This is a genomic window from Thalassospira sp. SN3W (genome assembly GCF_038070535.1).
Classification (GTDB): Bacteria; Pseudomonadota; Alphaproteobacteria; order Rhodospirillales; family Thalassospiraceae; genus Thalassospira; species Thalassospira xiamenensis.
Genome location: NZ_CP121124.1, coordinates 611,760 through 626,482, shown reverse-complemented (window position 1 = coordinate 626,482; position 14,723 = coordinate 611,760). Strand labels below are relative to the sequence as shown.

At 56.1% G+C, this 14,723-nt stretch carries 12 protein-coding genes; 7 read left to right on the top strand and 5 right to left on the bottom strand.

The window, feature by feature from the left end; genetic code table 11:
• Positions 1 to 341 precede the first annotated feature (341 nt).
• Positions 342 to 2,264, top strand: coding sequence for a sigma-54-dependent Fis family transcriptional regulator (locus tag P8T57_RS02720; RefSeq protein WP_341364490.1), 1,923 nt, complete (start codon positions 342 to 344; stop codon positions 2,262 to 2,264).
• On the opposite strand, the gene P8T57_RS02715 is transcribed toward P8T57_RS02720, so the two are convergent.
• Complete coding sequence (locus P8T57_RS02715) at positions 2,261 to 2,773, bottom strand: Lrp/AsnC family transcriptional regulator (RefSeq protein ID WP_037990793.1); 513 nt, start codon at positions 2,771 to 2,773, stop codon at positions 2,261 to 2,263. The genes P8T57_RS02720 and P8T57_RS02715 overlap by 4 nt on opposite strands.
• A 163-nt stretch (positions 2,774 to 2,936) precedes the next feature.
• Between P8T57_RS02715 and asnB the strand changes: the two genes are divergently transcribed.
• Together asnB and glpD are read left to right on the top strand one after the other, a co-directional pair.
• Positions 2,937 to 4,877 carry an asparagine synthase (glutamine-hydrolyzing) gene (asnB, locus tag P8T57_RS02710; protein WP_341364489.1) on the top strand — a complete coding sequence of 647 codons (1,941 nt, stop codon included), beginning with the start codon at positions 2,937 to 2,939 and terminating at the stop codon, positions 4,875 to 4,877.
• Positions 4,878 to 5,136: 259 nt separating this feature from the next.
• Positions 5,137 to 6,675 carry a glycerol-3-phosphate dehydrogenase gene (gene glpD, locus P8T57_RS02705; RefSeq protein ID WP_341364488.1) on the top strand — a complete coding sequence of 513 codons (1,539 nt, stop codon included), beginning with the start codon at positions 5,137 to 5,139 and terminating at the stop codon, positions 6,673 to 6,675.
• Between the two features lie 10 nt (positions 6,676 to 6,685).
• Here glpD and P8T57_RS02700 read toward each other — a convergent pair whose 3' ends face one another.
• The gene (locus tag P8T57_RS02700; RefSeq protein WP_341364487.1) at positions 6,686 to 6,976 is read right to left on the bottom strand and encodes a TfoX/Sxy family DNA transformation protein; all 291 of its coding nucleotides are present in this window, start codon (positions 6,974 to 6,976) and stop codon (positions 6,686 to 6,688) included.
• An 85-nt stretch (positions 6,977 to 7,061) separates the two neighbouring features.
• Here P8T57_RS02700 and P8T57_RS02695 point away from each other — a divergent pair, with 85 nt between their 5' ends.
• On the top strand, positions 7,062 to 8,873 hold the full coding sequence (locus tag P8T57_RS02695) for a Na/Pi cotransporter family protein (RefSeq protein ID WP_341364486.1): 1,812 nt from the start codon (positions 7,062 to 7,064) through the stop codon (positions 8,871 to 8,873).
• Between the two features lie 14 nt (positions 8,874 to 8,887).
• On the opposite strand, the gene P8T57_RS02690 is transcribed toward P8T57_RS02695, so the two are convergent.
• Together P8T57_RS02690 and P8T57_RS02685 are read right to left on the bottom strand one after the other, a co-directional pair.
• Complete coding sequence (locus tag P8T57_RS02690) at positions 8,888 to 9,340, bottom strand: GNAT family acetyltransferase (protein ID WP_007090424.1); 453 nt, start codon at positions 9,338 to 9,340, stop codon at positions 8,888 to 8,890.
• Positions 9,341 to 9,537: 197 nt separating this feature from the next.
• Entirely contained in the window at positions 9,538 to 10,188 is a 651-nt protein-coding gene (locus tag P8T57_RS02685; RefSeq protein WP_071240507.1) for a hypothetical protein, read from the bottom strand.
• A 210-nt stretch (positions 10,189 to 10,398) separates the two neighbouring features.
• On the opposite strand from P8T57_RS02685, the gene P8T57_RS02680 reads away from it, so the two are divergent.
• The 3 genes from P8T57_RS02680 (at position 10,399) to P8T57_RS02670 (ending at position 14,135) form a co-directional block, all read left to right on the top strand.
• The gene (locus P8T57_RS02680) at positions 10,399 to 11,124 is read left to right on the top strand and encodes a response regulator (RefSeq protein ID WP_037990909.1); all 726 of its coding nucleotides are present in this window, start codon (positions 10,399 to 10,401) and stop codon (positions 11,122 to 11,124) included.
• On the top strand, positions 11,121 to 12,665 hold the full coding sequence (locus P8T57_RS02675) for an ATP-binding protein (RefSeq protein ID WP_341364485.1): 1,545 nt from the start codon (positions 11,121 to 11,123) through the stop codon (positions 12,663 to 12,665). The genes P8T57_RS02680 and P8T57_RS02675 overlap by 4 nt, the downstream gene beginning before the upstream one ends.
• A gap of 165 nt (positions 12,666 to 12,830) precedes the next feature.
• Positions 12,831 to 14,135 carry an adenylate/guanylate cyclase domain-containing protein gene (locus P8T57_RS02670; protein WP_341364484.1) on the top strand — a complete coding sequence of 435 codons (1,305 nt, stop codon included), beginning with the start codon at positions 12,831 to 12,833 and terminating at the stop codon, positions 14,133 to 14,135.
• A gap of 16 nt (positions 14,136 to 14,151) precedes the next feature.
• Here P8T57_RS02670 and P8T57_RS02665 read toward each other — a convergent pair whose 3' ends face one another.
• A complete protein-coding gene (locus tag P8T57_RS02665; RefSeq protein ID WP_071240509.1) occupies positions 14,152 to 14,718 on the bottom strand; it encodes a hypothetical protein in 567 nt (188 codons plus the stop codon).
• Positions 14,719 to 14,723: the final 5 nt, after the last annotated feature.

Below are 14,723 nucleotides of genomic sequence, written 5' to 3'. Positions count from 1 at the left end.
GTTTTGGCCCTGTCATTTCCGCAAAGCCCGTGCCAGTTCGCAAAATCCCGTGCCAGATGACCGGATGATCCGTTTTTTTTGTCTTTTAACAATCGGTTGGAGGAGGGTGGTGGCGCAAGGTGTCTGTGCCATTGCGTCCCCTGCGATGACACAGGTGACACAAATTGTCCCATATTCGTGACACTGTGAATTGTGTGGCGGTTTTGCCGCGAAACCGTTTGGCGTTTCGGCCCTGTGATGTGTTACGATCCTTACCGTGATCGGACGCGGCAAAAGCTGCAAACCGGGCGATGTCAAAAGGCATTCCCGATAAAACACCGGCACAAGGGAGATAACGTCTTATGTCTGGAAACCATCATGGTGGACGGATCGAAGCTGCGTTGCAGTTAAGCGGCGTCGCCCAAAATCGCGCCGTCCTCGAAAGCTGGCAACGCTGCGAACAGCGCTTTGGTCTGGCGCATGACACTTTGCGCCGTCCCGAAGTCATGCCCGAAAGCCAAACCCGCCAGCGCCGTGATCGCAGCGGACGGCTTTATCATCATGCCCATGATCTGGTGCGCACGCTTTATCGCAAGATCGATGCGTCGGGCTATGCGGTTTTCCTGACCGATAATGACGGTGTGATCCTTGACAGTGTCGCGGCCCACACGTTGCTGCCGTCGTTTCGCACCAACGGCCTTTTGCCCGGTGCCGTCTGGAGCGAGGAACGCGAAGGCACCAACGGTATCGGCACCTGCATCGTTGAAGGCCGACCGATCACCATCCACAAGGACGAACATTTTCTGGCACAACATGCGGTTCTGACCTGCACGGCCGCCCCGGTGTTTGACCCGGAAGGGCAGGTTTGCTCCGTGCTTGATGTGTCTGCCGTACGCGATGACATCAAACGCACCGATTGTTTGCGGGTCCGAAGCCTGATTGCCGATTACGCCGATGCGCTTGAGCGTATTCTTTTCTTTGATGAATGCGCGTCTGATCTGATCCTGCATCTTCATCCCGACGCACAGCATGTCGGATCGACCCGTGACGCCCTGATTTCGATTGGCCCGGATGGCAATATCCGTGGCGCGACCTCGACCGCGCGCCGTTTGCTGGCGGCGGCGGATAATGCGTGCGATGTGCAATCGATGTTCGGTTTTGATCTGGATGGCCTGATCGCGACGCTTGGCGTGGGCGAAGGGGCATCAACTTCTGCATCGGCCAAGGCCCTGCCGGTCAATGGCGGGGGGCTTTTGTTCGGGCGGGTGACTTTGCCTGAAAAGCAGCGGCGCAAGTTTATCTCGATGCGGCCCGCACCAGTATCGCGTCCGTCCGCGCGTTCGGCGGCGAATGAAACCGGTGACATCCCCGATCAGGACCCGGTAATCCGTCGTCTTTACAAGGTCGGTAGCAAGCTTCTGAGCAATCGTATCAATGTTCTGATGTCGGGTGAAACCGGCAGCGGCAAGGAACATATGGCGCGCGCCATTCATGCGGCAGCGGTTGGTGCGCGCAAACCGTTCGTTGCGATCAATTGCGCGGCCCTTCCCGAAAGCCTTATAGAAAGCGAGCTTTTCGGTCATGCCGGTGGTGCCTTTACCGGGGCGGCACGCGATGGCTTTGGCGGGCGGATCAAGCAGGCCGATGGCGGGACTTTGTTCCTGGATGAAATCGGTGATATGCCGCTTTCAGCACAGGGGCGGCTTTTGCGTGTGCTTGAACAACGCACGGTTGAGCCGCTTGGCAGTACCAAATCCGTGCCGGTCAATTTCCGTCTGATCTGTGCCAGCAATGTCGATCTGACCCGTGCGGTGGCGGATGGCAAATTCCGCGAAGATCTGCTTTACCGGATCAAGGGCGCGCGCCTTTCCCTGCCAGCACTTCGCGAACGGTCCGATCTGCCCGATCTCGTCGCCCGGCTTCTTCGCGGAATTTCCGGGGATATGGCGGGGGATGTTCGGTGTTCGGACGACGTTCTGGAGCTGCTGTCACGCCATGACTGGCCGGGCAATATCCGCGAACTGGTCAATGTTTTGCAATATGCCTGCGTCTTTGCCGAAGGCGGTTTGATCCTGCGGTCGCACCTGCCCGACGATTTCCACGAAACCGTCACGCGGGACCCGGCCCCTGCCGGATCGATCCTGAAACGGGCTGAAGCCGATGCATTGCGTCAGGTGCTTGATGATCACCGCTGGCATATCAGCAAAACCGCCAAGGCGCTCGGCATCAGTCGCAATACGCTTTATCGCAAGATGGATCGGTTCGATATAAGGCGAGAGGTCTAGCCCTTAAGCACGCCGTCAAGTGGCGAGGGCGCGGTGAGGCTTTCGAGCGGATAGCCCGAAAAGGTTTTGGTGCGTTCCATCACCACATGGCCGCGGAAATTCTCGATCCCGATATTGGCTGCCAGAAGCTTTTCTTTGAGCTGGTTGAAATGCGCGATATCGCGGCAGATCATATCCATCGTGTAATCGAACGGCCCGGCGATTTTATAGCAGGAAATGACTTCGGGGACGTCGGTGATCGCGGCTTCGAACCGTTTGAAATCATCGACCAGATGATTGCCCAGCGTGATTTCGGCCATGATGTGCAGATTGGCACCGATTTTATCAAGGTCGATTTCCGCCAGATACTGCGTGATCAGCCCGGCTTCCTCGAGCTTGCGCACCCGTTCCAGACAGGGCGAGGGCGACAGATTGACCTCTTCTGAAAGATCAAGGTTCGAAATCCGGCCATTGGTTTGCAAAACCTGCAGGATTTTGATGAACAGTCGATCCAGTTTAAGCATGGTCATTCCAGCTTGATGGGCAATGCAGCCTGTTTATCACCGCTTGTCATTACACGCGACCAAAATCCCCGGAACAAACTGCAAATCCTTGTCGGCAACCCCATGATTTTGATTGTCGAACGCGCCCGGATCGTTTTTAAGTAGGGGCAAATAATAAAGGGATATTTTCATGTGCGGCATCACCGGTCTGTGGCTTGGTCGCAATAGCGACGGCGATAAATTGCGCAACACCATCACGCGCATGACCGATGCATTGCTTCATCGCGGGCCGGATGGCGGCGATGTCTGGTGCGATAGCGATGCCGGACTTGCGCTGGGGCAGCGTCGCCTTGCTATCATTGATCTTTCCGATGCCGGTAAACAACCGATGCATTCGGCCGATGGCCGTTATGTCATGGTCTATAATGGCGAGGTCTATAACGCCGAAGACCTGCGTGCCAAACTGGCCGGTGACAACATTGTCTGGCGCGGCCATTCCGATAGCGAGGTGATCCTTGAATGCATGGCCCGCTGGGGCGTGCGCGATACGGTCAAGCGACTGATCGGCATGTTCGCCATTGCCCTTTGGGATAAAAAGACCGGCAAATTGACACTGGTTCGTGACCGGTTGGGGATCAAGCCGCTTTACTGGTCGCGTTATGACGGGAACATCGCCTTTGCGTCCGAGCTTAAAGGCCTGATCGCGGGCAATGTCATCTCGCGCGAGGTTAATCGCACTGCCCTTGATGCCTATCTGCGGTTTGGCTATGTGCCATCGGGGCATTCGATCTATGCCCATGCCAAAATGCTGCAACCCGGTCATATCCTGGAAATCGCCGGGGAGGGGCACGCATCCGAATTTGCCTACTGGTCGGTCGAGGACGCGGTCATCAGCGGTCAGAACCATCATTGGAGTGGTGATGATCAAAGCGCGATTGATGCGCTGGAAGATTTGCTGCGCGATGCTGTTGAACGGCGGATGATTGCCGATGTGCCACTCGGCGCGTTTCTGTCGGGTGGTATTGATTCCTCGACTGTCGTTGCCCTGATGCAATCGGTTTCGGATCGGCCTGTCAAAACCTATTCCATCGGCTTTGATCATGATGCCTATAACGAGGCGGCCTTTGCCGGTGAAGTTGCCAAACATCTTGGCACCGACCATACCGAGCTTTATGTCACCGCCAAGGACGCGCTTGATCTGGTGCCGCGTCTTTCGGAAATCTATGACGAACCGTTCTTTGACAGCTCATCCATCCCGACCTGCCTGATTTCGGCCCTGACCCGCAAGGAAGTCACGGTTGCCCTTTCGGGCGATGGCGGCGATGAAACTTTTGGTGGCTATAATCGGTATCTTTGGGCGCGCCAGATCAGCAATATCGCCAAAAACATCCCGTTCGGATCGTCGTTGATGTCCAAGGGGCTGACGGCGCTTTCGCCCGGGCAATGGGATGCCCTGATCGGTCTTGTGCCCGGCAAGCGCAGGACGGCGGCATTGGGCGATAAAATTCACAAGGTGGCACCGCTTCTGTCGATCCGCGATGATCTGGATCGCTATCAGGCGCTGCTTTCGCTTTGGAATCCCGATGTCCTGATGGCGGATGAACCCGGAAAACCGCGAAAGAAATTCCGCATTCCGGGCGAAAAATTCTGCCGTAACCGAAACCTTGATCATGTGTCCGCGATGCAAGTCATGGATACGATGATGTATATGGTCGATGACGTCCTGACCAAGGTTGACCGGGCATCAATGGCAAGCTCGCTTGAGGTGCGCGTGCCTTTGATCGATCATCGGGTGATCGAATTTGGCTGGCGTATGCCAGCGCACCTTAAGCTGGACGGTTCGGTGGGCAAGGTTGCCCTCCGCAACATCCTTTATAAATATGTTCCGCGCGAATTGATCGACCGCCCCAAAACCGGTTTTGGTGTGCCGCTGGCGGAATGGTTGCGTGGGCCACTTAAGGAATGGGTTGGGGATTTGCTGGCACGCGATGCGCTTTATTCCGATCTTGGCCTTAACCGTGCGGAAATCGACAAACGCTTTGCTGAACATGTTTCGGGTTGCCGGAACTGGTCGCACCAGCTTTGGGCAATTGCCATGCTGTCGGATTGGCAGCGTCGCTGGCTTGGTTAAGCTAAGCTGATTGCAAAAAATCTAACTTTGAAAGCCCCGCCGTTTGGCGGGGTTTTTTCGTTTCGGCCCATGGGATTTGATCCCAGAGTTGTCAATTTTTTCAAAATCGAAATTTTTATCGAGTGTTGAGGTTTTGGCTTCGGTAAATAAGCGGGGTCGATTGCTATTGGCTATAAATTGTCACAATTCATCGCTTGAAAATTTTCGAAAATGAAATATTTTATGGTCAATATCGAAACTAAAGCGCGGAAGTCATGCCATGCAGAACCATTCGGAATATGACCTGATCATCGTCGGCGGCGGGATCAACGGGGCGGGTATCGCCCGTGACGCGGCCGGGCGCGGGCTCAGGGTCCTGCTGTGCGAAATGAACGATCTGGCAAGTGCCACATCTTCGGCCAGTACGAAACTGATCCATGGCGGTCTGCGTTATCTTGAACATTATGAATTCCGTCTGGTCCGTGAGGCATTGAACGAACGCGAAGTCCTTCTGGGAAATGCGCCGCATATCATCTGGCCGCTGCGGTTTGTTCTTCCCCATGTTCCCGGCCTGCGTCCGGCATGGATGATTCGCCTTGGCCTGTTCCTTTACGATCATCTTGGCGGACGCAAAAAACTGCCGGGCAGCGAAGGCATTTCACTGCGTAAGCACGTTGCAGGGCATCCGCTCAAGACCGGGATGGACAAGGCATTCGTCTATTCAGATTGCTGGGTCGATGATGCACGGCTTGTGGTTTTGAATGCCATGGATGCCCGCGAATGCGGTGCCGAAATCCTGACGCGTACCCGCTGTGTCGGTGCAACCCAGCAGGATGGCAAATGGCAGGTCACCCTGAGTGATCGCGACAGCAACGCCGAACGCATCGTTAGTGGCAAGATGCTGATCAATGCCGCCGGTCCGTGGTGTGCCTCGCTGATTGATCCTGAGAATGGTGTGGTCGATGCCGAAACCAAGGCAAATATCCGTCTGGTCAAGGGTAGCCATATCGTGGTTCCGAAACTTTTCGATCATGATCATTGCTATATTTTCCAGAACCCGGATGGCCGCATCGTTTTTGCCATTCCCTATCAGGATGATCTCACCTTGATCGGCACCACCGATGTCGATTTTAACGGCGATCCGGCCAGGGTTGAAATCGGCGCTGACGAAGTCGATTATCTGTGCAAGCTGGCTGGTGATTATTTCGAAACACCGATTTCGGCGATGGATGTCGTCTGGTCCTATTCCGGGGTGCGTCCGCTATATGCGGGTGAGGGCGAAGTTGCCAACGCATCCAAAGTCTCGCGTGATTACACGCTCAAACTCGAAGCCGGGCAGGGCAAAGCCCCGGCGCTGCATGTGTTTGGTGGCAAAATCACCACCTATCGCAAACTGGCCGAGCATGCCTTGCAACTGATTTCAAAACAGCTTGGGGTGACTGATCGTCCCTGGACGGCGGGCGAAGTACTGCCCGGTGGTGATCTGCCCGATGCATCCTTTGAAAAGGCTCTGCAATCCTATGGTGCCCGATATGACTGGCTACCGGAAGCAACCCTGAAACGTCTTCTGCGTGCCTATGGCAGCAGGATCGAAAAACTGCTTGATGGCTGCAACAGCGTGGCCGACCTTGGTGTTTGTTATGGTTATGACCTGTATGAAGCCGAAGTGCGTTATCTGATTGATCAGGAATGGGTGCGTGGCGTCGAAGACCTTGTCTGGCGTCGCTCCAAACTTGGTTTGCGCCTGTCAGAAGATCAGATTGCGGGACTTCGCAAACGTCTGGCATCCGTGTCATCGGACCAGATCGCGGCCCAGTAATCGGCTGGCCTTAATGCGCCGCGATTTCGCTGCGTAACCGCACCAGAAAATCGCGGAGTTCCTGTTTGCGCGATGGGGCAATATCGCGCCAGTCATGGTCGTGAATGGCACCTTCAAGTGCATAAAGATAATTCACGCTGATCTGTTTTTCCCCGCCAAACCGGAACAATAGCCGTCTTGCCGTTTCCTCAATCCCGGCCTTGATCAGGTCGGATCGGCTTTTAATGCCAATCTCGGCCAGTTCGTGCGACGATGTCGGGCCGATATTGCGCATTTTTCCGTGCGGGTTCGGGGCGGGCATGATGGCGGCGATCCAGTCTGATCTATACGCGGGATTTCTGTGTGCTATGATGGCATATCAATAGTTTATGGCAGGTTCCGTGCCGATGTCATCCCTTCGCTTATCCGCCTTTTTATCTGCCCTGACGGCTGTTTTGACTGTCCTGCCGATGCGCGGCATCCTTGCGGCAACCAATGATCCTTCGGTGCCGGATTTGCAGCCGGGCTGGATGATGATTGGCCTTTTGGGCGGCCTTGCCCTTTTCCTGTATGGCATGGATCATCTTGCAACGGCGCTTAAAACGCTGGCCGGGGCAAGGTTGCGTGTGATCCTTGCCAAAATGACCCGCAACCGTTTTATGGCCGTCCTTTCCGGGGTGGCGATCACCGGGCTGGTGCAATCGTCGAGTGTGACAACTGTTCTTGTGGTCGGCTTTGTTTCTGCCGGATTGATGAGCTTCGCCCAATCCATTGCTGTGATCATGGGGGCCAATATCGGAACGACCCTGACGGCGCAGATTATCGCCTTCCGGATTGATGCCGTCGCGCCGTTGATGATTGCGGTCGGCTTTGGCGTCATGACGTTTTGGCGTGATCGAAGTTGGTCACTTGGCGGGCGTGCCCTGCTGGGGCTTGGGCTGTTGTTTTTCGGTATGGGCATGATGAGCGAGGCGATGGAACCGCTTCGCACCTATGACCCCTTCATCAATCTGATGGCGCAGATGACAAACCCGTTTTTGTCGATTGCGATTGCCGCGGCCTTTACCGCCCTTGTGCAATCAAGTTCGGCAACGACCGGCATTGTGATTGCCCTTGCAGGGCAGGGGCTTGTGCCGCTCGAAGGGGGGATTGCCCTGATCTTCGGGGCGAATATCGGCACCTGTATCACGGCCCTTCTGGTGACGATTGGCAAGAATCGCGATGCGATGCGCACCGCCCTTGGTCATGTGTTCTTTAACGTTGTCGGGGTGCTGATCTGGCTGCCGTTTATCCCGCAACTGGCCGGTTTCGTCCATGCCGTGTCGCTGGGCGAGGAGGGTAGTCAGGTCGACATCGCGCGTGAAATCGCCAATGCGCACAGCATTTTCAACATCGCCAATGTCGCGATCATGATTGGTTTCGTGCCGTGGATTGCGCGTCTGATCGAAAAATGTGTGCCGGTGCGTGATGTGTTCGAACCGCCGCTTAACCCGGCACCAAAATTTCTGGTCAATGAAATTGCCAATACCCCGTCTGCCGCTCTGATGCTTTTGCGCAAAGAGGTCATGCATATGGGCGATATCGTGTGCGATGTTGTAAGGCGTGGGCGCGAAACCATGCAAAACCCGACACTTGAGAAACTTGAAAAGATTGCCGAGCTTGATGACGGGGTTGACAGCCTTCAGGATGCGATTGCGCGGTTTGCTGGAAAACTGCGCCATTCGGAGTTGCTGCCATCGGATCAGAACCGGCTTTTGAACAAGCTTGCGATCAGCAATCATCTGGAGGCTATCGGCGATATTATCAGCGAGGAAATGACCGAGCTGGTTGGCAGATTGTTAGCCGAACGCAATCTGCCATTATTAGATAGCCGTGAAAAAATGTCCGAATTGTTCACTTTTTCTGAAGAATGCCTCAAGCAGGCACTAACGGCCTTTGCCAGTGACGATGTTGAGGCCGCCAATCGTGTATTGGCTCGTAAGGCAGAGTTCATCGAAAAAATGGACGTCACCCTGCGCCGGATCAGCGACGAGATCGGGCCAAGAGATGCGGATATCCGCCGTTACCGCACAGAAGTTGCGCTGGTCGAGCGTATCAACCGCTTATATGAACGCGCACGCCGCATTGCGCGGGCGTCACTGGCGATTACGCGCGATGATCGGGATGACAACAGCAACAGCCCGGAACGAACGCCGCACGGGCATCCGGTTGCACCTTAACAGCTGTTTTTTTCTCAGCGGTCAGCGGGAGGGGTATCTATATCTTTTTGCATGACCGTGACATCAAGGGCCCGATAGCCAAGATGGCGATAGAAATCCTGCATCGCGCTGTTTTCCGACCGCACCATTAATTGCATACGCCAGACGCCGTGTTCACGCAGCCAGTCTTCGCCGATGGCAACCAGCTTTTTGCCAAGCCCGGTTTTCTGATGGCTTGGTGCAACCGACAGATAATAAATCCAGCCGCGATGCCCGTCATGGCCGACCATCACGGTGGCAATGATAACACCGTTGATATCTTCCCATACCATCAGCGTCGAATTGCGATCCGAGAGCGCAAATCGCACATCCCATTCCGGCGGATTGTACGGGCGGTAAAGCCCGGTTTCCTGCCAGAGTTTGGTGATTGCGGGAATGTCGGTTTCAAGGGCGGTACGTGGGGCGGGGGAAAGGTGGGTTGCAGTCATGATGCAGCTTTTTGGTTCCTAAAAACGTAGAATGATCAGGGATCGAAGGCGCGTCAAACCAAAAGTCATGCAAATATAAAAAGTGGCGCCCCCGGGGAGAGGGGGCGCCAGTGTTGTCCGGGCTATCGGTTGGGTGGGGGAAGGACCCGGACAATGGGAGTTGGGTAGAAGGGAAGTGCGTGTTCTGACAAAGCCGGTTAGCTGACCGGGCGACCGGTCACGCGGCTAAGCTCCATTTCGCGAACGATGTCGCCGGCCTTGTTGGTGATGGTCGCGATATAGGTGCCGCGTGGTGTTTCCTTGATTTCGCCCAGCGTCAGTTCACCGCCACCAAACCGGATCACCATGGCATTGGCCAGAAGGGTCATCTGTTCAGTGGTAAAGCGACGGTCAAAGCGGTCCTCCGCGTCCGGTTTGGGCATCATGCGGTGCATATCACGCATTTCGTCGCGATCCGGGCGGCCCGATTTGGCATCGAAACTCACGGTATCGACAACATCGCCGTTGGCATTCAGCAGGGTGACTTCGATTTCCTCGCCGTCATCGACCGATTTGACATCGCCGGTTTTAAGCTCCGTCGTGCCGCGACGCAGAAGCATTGCATCGACCAGAATTTTGGCTTCCTCGACCGTCAGCGGAGTGCTGCGGCGCATGCCATGTTTGCCATACATGCCTTTGTGGTGGTCGCGGTCATGATCGCGGAATTTCGGGCCATCGCCACGGTCATCATCGCTCATCTGCCAGGGTCGATGATCGCCGCCCGATGCAAGCGCGGTGGCGATGGGGGTTGCGACAATGCTGGTCGCGATCAGGAGGGATGCGATTTTAAGTTTGCTGTTACGGGTCATGTGGGCCTCTTTTCGTTGGGGGACTTTTGTTTGGCTGAGGCCTTTATGAAGCTGATTTGTCGCGAAATGATCCCGGTAAACCGGGGAAATGGTCGCAATGTCTACCAAAACCGGCTTTTGCGACAATCTGATACAAATTGCTGTTTTTGATGGGCCACCGGGCGCGATAAGCTGGGATCAGATAATCTTTGGAAAGACAGGCACAGCTTGATGAGTGATCCGGCCCATATTCTCGTCGTTGATGACCACCGCGATATTCGTGATCTGCTGGGGCGGTATCTGCGCCAGCATGAATACCGCGTGACGCTGGCGTCTGACGGGCGCGAATTGCGCAAGCTGATGGCTGAGAATGTTCTGCCCGATCTGATCGTGCTCGATCTGATGATGCCTGGCGAAGACGGGTTGAGTCTTTGCCGGTGGCTGCGCGAGAATTATGATGTGCCGGTTGTGATGCTGACCGCGCTTGGCGAGGAAACCGACCGGATCATCGGCCTTGAAATGGGGGCAGATGATTATCTGGCAAAGCCTTTCAATCCGCGTGAGTTGCTGGCCCGTATCAAGGCGGTGCTTCGTCGGGCGCAAAGTTTGCCAAGCGGGCGGCGCGGCCAGAAGACCGGGGGTGAAATTGCCTTTGATCGCTGGATACTGGATCGCACGCGTCATGAATTGCGTGACGAAAACGATGTTGTCGTGCCGCTGAGTGCTGGTGAATTTGCCCTGTTATGCGCCTTTGTCGATCACCACAATATGGTGCTGAACCGCGACCAGTTGCTTGACCTGACCAAGGGGCGCGAAGCCATTCCGTTTGATCGCAGTATTGATAATCAGGTTAGCCGCCTGCGCAAAAAGATCGAGCCCGACCCGAAGAACCCGACCCTGATCAAAACCGTTTGGGGCGGGGGATATATGTTTACCTGCGACGTGGTGAAGAAATGAAACGGCGCAGTTTCATTTCCCGTTTATGGCCAGAAACCCTTGTCGGGCAGCTGGTGTTGCTGATCCTCGGTGCCGTGGTTCTGACCCATGTGGTGTTAGGATTGCTTTTGGCCGAAGAACGGCGCGATGCGTTGTTAAGCGAGCGGCGTGGCGGTGCATTGGCGCGCGTTGCGGCCATTTCGCGCATTCTGGCGGCAACCCCATCGGAAAACTGGCGTGATGTCCTGAAGGTCGGCCAGTCGCCGCAAAGCATCATGCGTCTGGCGGACAAGCCCGATAACAGCCTGCCGATGTCTGATATCAGTTACACGCTGAGCGAGCGGCTTAATCAGGCGCTTGACGGTCCCGCGGTGCCCGCGCGAGTGCATATCCTGTCGGAGGATGATTGTCAGGCGGTTGAGGAGCGCGAGAAAAAGAAACACGAAAAGCATGGTGACGATGACGATGATGATGATCGCGACAAGAAATGGCGCAAGGATGACTTTGTTCGCGACGGACATCACGGGCCGCGCTTCTTTGATCACCTTGACTGTGTTGCCGCACCATTAATGCAGATCAGTGTGCCGATCTTCCCGGTGCGGGCCGCGGTAAACGCTGCCGGATCGGGGGGGGCTGAAAGTGTGCAGCCGGTTGTCTGGCTGGAAGCGCGGATCAATGGTGTTGCACCGCCGCCGCGTGCGGTTTTGCAAAATATCCTGCGTATTGTTATTTCGGCGGTCCTGATCGGGATCATCGCGTTTTTCCTGGCGCGTCGCATGACACGGTCCTGGGCGGTTCTGGCACAGGCCGCCGACCGGGTGGGGCGTGGTGATTATCCCGAACCGGTGCCCGAAGATGGCCCGCTTGAAATCCGCCGGGCGGCCAAGGCGTTCAACCGCATGACCGCAAGGCTGAAACGTTTTGTCGAGGATCGCACCCGGATGCTGGCCGCGATTTCGCACGATTTGCGCACTCCGATCACGTCTCTTCGGCTGCGGGCAGAATTTGTCGAGGATGCGGAAAACCGGTCGCGGATCATCGAGACATTGAATGAAATGGAACAGATGGTCGAAGCGGCCATGACCTTTGCGCGCGAAGAAACCGCGAACGAGGCGACCCGCAAGATCGATATTACCGCCCTGATCGAGGCCGCGGTCGAAGACCTTGCCGAAACCGGGCGACCGATCCGGTTCGTGGGTGATGGCGAACCACGGGTTTATCCATGCCGTCCGCTTTCGATCAAGCGGGCGATGGGCAATCTGATGTCAAATGCCCTGACATTTGGCGATCATGTCGACGTATCGTTGAAGCCCGCCGATGATGGAGGCATGTGGATCGAAGTCAGTGATGACGGGCCGGGAATTCCGCCCGATCAGCGCGATCAGGTGTTCGAGCCGTTCTTCCGGCTTGAATCCTCGCGCAATCGTGAAACGGGTGGAATTGGCCTTGGTCTGGCGATTGCCCGCACCGCGATCCGGGCGCATGGCGGCGAGATTTATCTGGAAGATGCGCCGTCTGGCGGGCTTCTGGCGCGGATTTACCTGCCGCCGATTGCGCAGTGATCCGGGGCTTGGGCAAAAGGTTTCGCTGTATTGACCGAAATTTGTCAGGAATAATATCGGTCAGTGCAGTTTTTGTGATTTTGCGATTGCGAAATCACAAGCCTGTCCCATTTATGCGATGTCATATTCATGTCATAGTCGCTTAAGAATCGGACGGAGCCCATCATGCCGGAAAACACGAAGTCCAACAACAATGTCACGTCGCTGCCGGGTACGAACAGTGCCCTGTCTGGCGGTGGCTTTGTGCGGGCGGTCAATGACTGGCTGATGGAGCGCGCACTCGACGATACCGATATTGATGCGATTGTTGAAGGCATGGTGTCGCGGCTTGTTGCCGCGGGCATTCCGATCGAACGCGTCATGGTTGGTTTCAAGACCCTGCATCCGCTTTATGAAGGCGTTTCCTATATCTGGTCCAAGGATGAGGGCCGGGTTGAACGGTCGCTGCATCTTGATGTGCGCGAAAAGAACCCCGACTGGCTTGATAGCCCGATGAAGTGGATGTCCGATAACGATGTCACCTTCATGCGTCGCCATCTGATCGGGCCGGGGGCGATCCTTGATTTCAATGTTTTGCAGACTTTCCGCAAATCCGGCGGCACGGATTATCTGGCGCTGATGACGCCCTTTACCACGGACCGCGACAGCACGTTGGGTACGAACCGTATCTTCATGACCTATATGACGCGTCGGCCCAGCGGCTTTACCGACGAGGATCTGGCAATCCTGTCATCGATCCAGCGCCGTTTTGCCGTGTCGTGCAAAATGCGCATCATGCACGAAGAAACCAAGACGATCCTTGAAACCTATCTGGGTTCGGATGCCGGGCGTCGGGTGCGCGACGGGCAGATCAAGCTGGGCGACAGTACCAAGACGCGGGCAGTGATCTGGTTTTCCGATATGCGCAATTCGACATCGGTTGCCGCCAGTGTCGGGGATGATGCTTTTCTAGGTGAAATGAATGATTTCTTTGCCGCGACGGCCGGTTCGGTCCTGAAGCATGGTGGGCAGGTCTTGCGCTATATCGGGGATGCGACATTGGCGATTTTCCCGATCCGCGAGGATGAGCAGGATCTGGAACAGGCCTGTACGGCCGCGGTTTACGCAGCAGCCGAGGCGCAGCTTAATATCGATCAGCTTAACCGCCCGCGCGAAGAAACCGGATTGCCGGCCTTTGATTACGGGCTTGGCATGCATGTTGGTGATGTGATTTACGGCAATGTCGGCGTGCCTGACCGGGTCGATTTTACCGTGATCGGGCAGGCAGCCAACGAAGCCGCCCGGATCGAACAGTTGACCAAGCAGCTTGGCAAACGGGTTCTGGTCAGTCATCAGGTGGCGAAGTTCATTTCCTGTCCGACGGAAGAAATGGGTGCCTTCGAGCTTCATGGCACGGGTCTGAGCCTGAAACTGTTTGCGCCGGACTTTACCGAAGCGTGCGAGCGTATCCAGTTGATGCAGGCGGGGTGATCCCGCCTGGCGATCATCAGGCCATACTGTCGAAATCCTTGACCACACCGCTTGATGCCGTGCCGACATTGGTAAATGTTTGCTGGGCATCGGTGACGGCCTGTGTTGCCGCCTTGATGATATCGGCATAGGGATCGGTTGTTTTTTCCACCAGCATCTTTTGCAGCGCGACACCGGTTGTGGCAGACGCCATCGACATGATGTTGCGCATGTAATCGGTGCTGTCCTGTACGGCGTAGGCGGCGGCCTGCGCGACCTTCTGATAGGCGATCCCGTTGGCGCCCGGACCGGCCCCGTTCAGTACGGCGTGATTGGTGGTGCCGACGGCCTGAACGATTTGCGGGTTAAGGGCGGTGCTGAGCGGTGTGTTGTTTGCGCCTCCTCCTCCTCCGCCAGCAGCGCCACCATTCGCGGGCGGAGTGTCGCCGCCGGCAGCTTTGCCGCCACCAGCACCACCCTGGGCATCGGCCGCAGGGGAGGTTTTGTCTCCGGCTTTTTCGGGATCGGCGGCACCCTGTTCATCGGCGGGATTTCCACCAGCGGGCGGGGTGTCCTTTGGGGGATTTTCGTTTTCGTCAGCCATGACGG

Coding starts and splice junctions, on each gene's coding strand:
- P8T57_RS02700 (WP_341364487.1), bottom strand. CDS start 6,976: ATGCCCGCCCCGAACCCGCACGGAAAAATGCGCAATATCGGCCCGACA.
- glpD (WP_341364488.1), top strand. CDS start 5,137: ATGCAGAACCATTCGGAATATGACCTGATCATCGTCGGCGGCGGGATC.
- P8T57_RS02690 (WP_007090424.1), bottom strand. CDS start 9,340: ATGACTGCAACCCACCTTTCCCCCGCCCCACGTACCGCCCTTGAAACC.
- P8T57_RS02720 (WP_341364490.1), top strand. CDS start 342: ATGTCTGGAAACCATCATGGTGGACGGATCGAAGCTGCGTTGCAGTTA.
- P8T57_RS02695 (WP_341364486.1), top strand. CDS start 7,062: ATGTCATCCCTTCGCTTATCCGCCTTTTTATCTGCCCTGACGGCTGTT.
- P8T57_RS02670 (WP_341364484.1), top strand. CDS start 12,831: ATGCCGGAAAACACGAAGTCCAACAACAATGTCACGTCGCTGCCGGGT.
- P8T57_RS02680 (WP_037990909.1), top strand. CDS start 10,399: ATGAGTGATCCGGCCCATATTCTCGTCGTTGATGACCACCGCGATATT.
- P8T57_RS02685 (WP_071240507.1), bottom strand. CDS start 10,188: ATGACCCGTAACAGCAAACTTAAAATCGCATCCCTCCTGATCGCGACC.
- P8T57_RS02665 (WP_071240509.1), bottom strand. CDS start 14,718: ATGGCTGACGAAAACGAAAATCCCCCAAAGGACACCCCGCCCGCTGGT.
- P8T57_RS02675 (WP_341364485.1), top strand. CDS start 11,121: ATGAAACGGCGCAGTTTCATTTCCCGTTTATGGCCAGAAACCCTTGTC.
- asnB (WP_341364489.1), top strand. CDS start 2,937: ATGTGCGGCATCACCGGTCTGTGGCTTGGTCGCAATAGCGACGGCGAT.
- P8T57_RS02715 (WP_037990793.1), bottom strand. CDS start 2,773: ATGACCATGCTTAAACTGGATCGACTGTTCATCAAAATCCTGCAGGTT.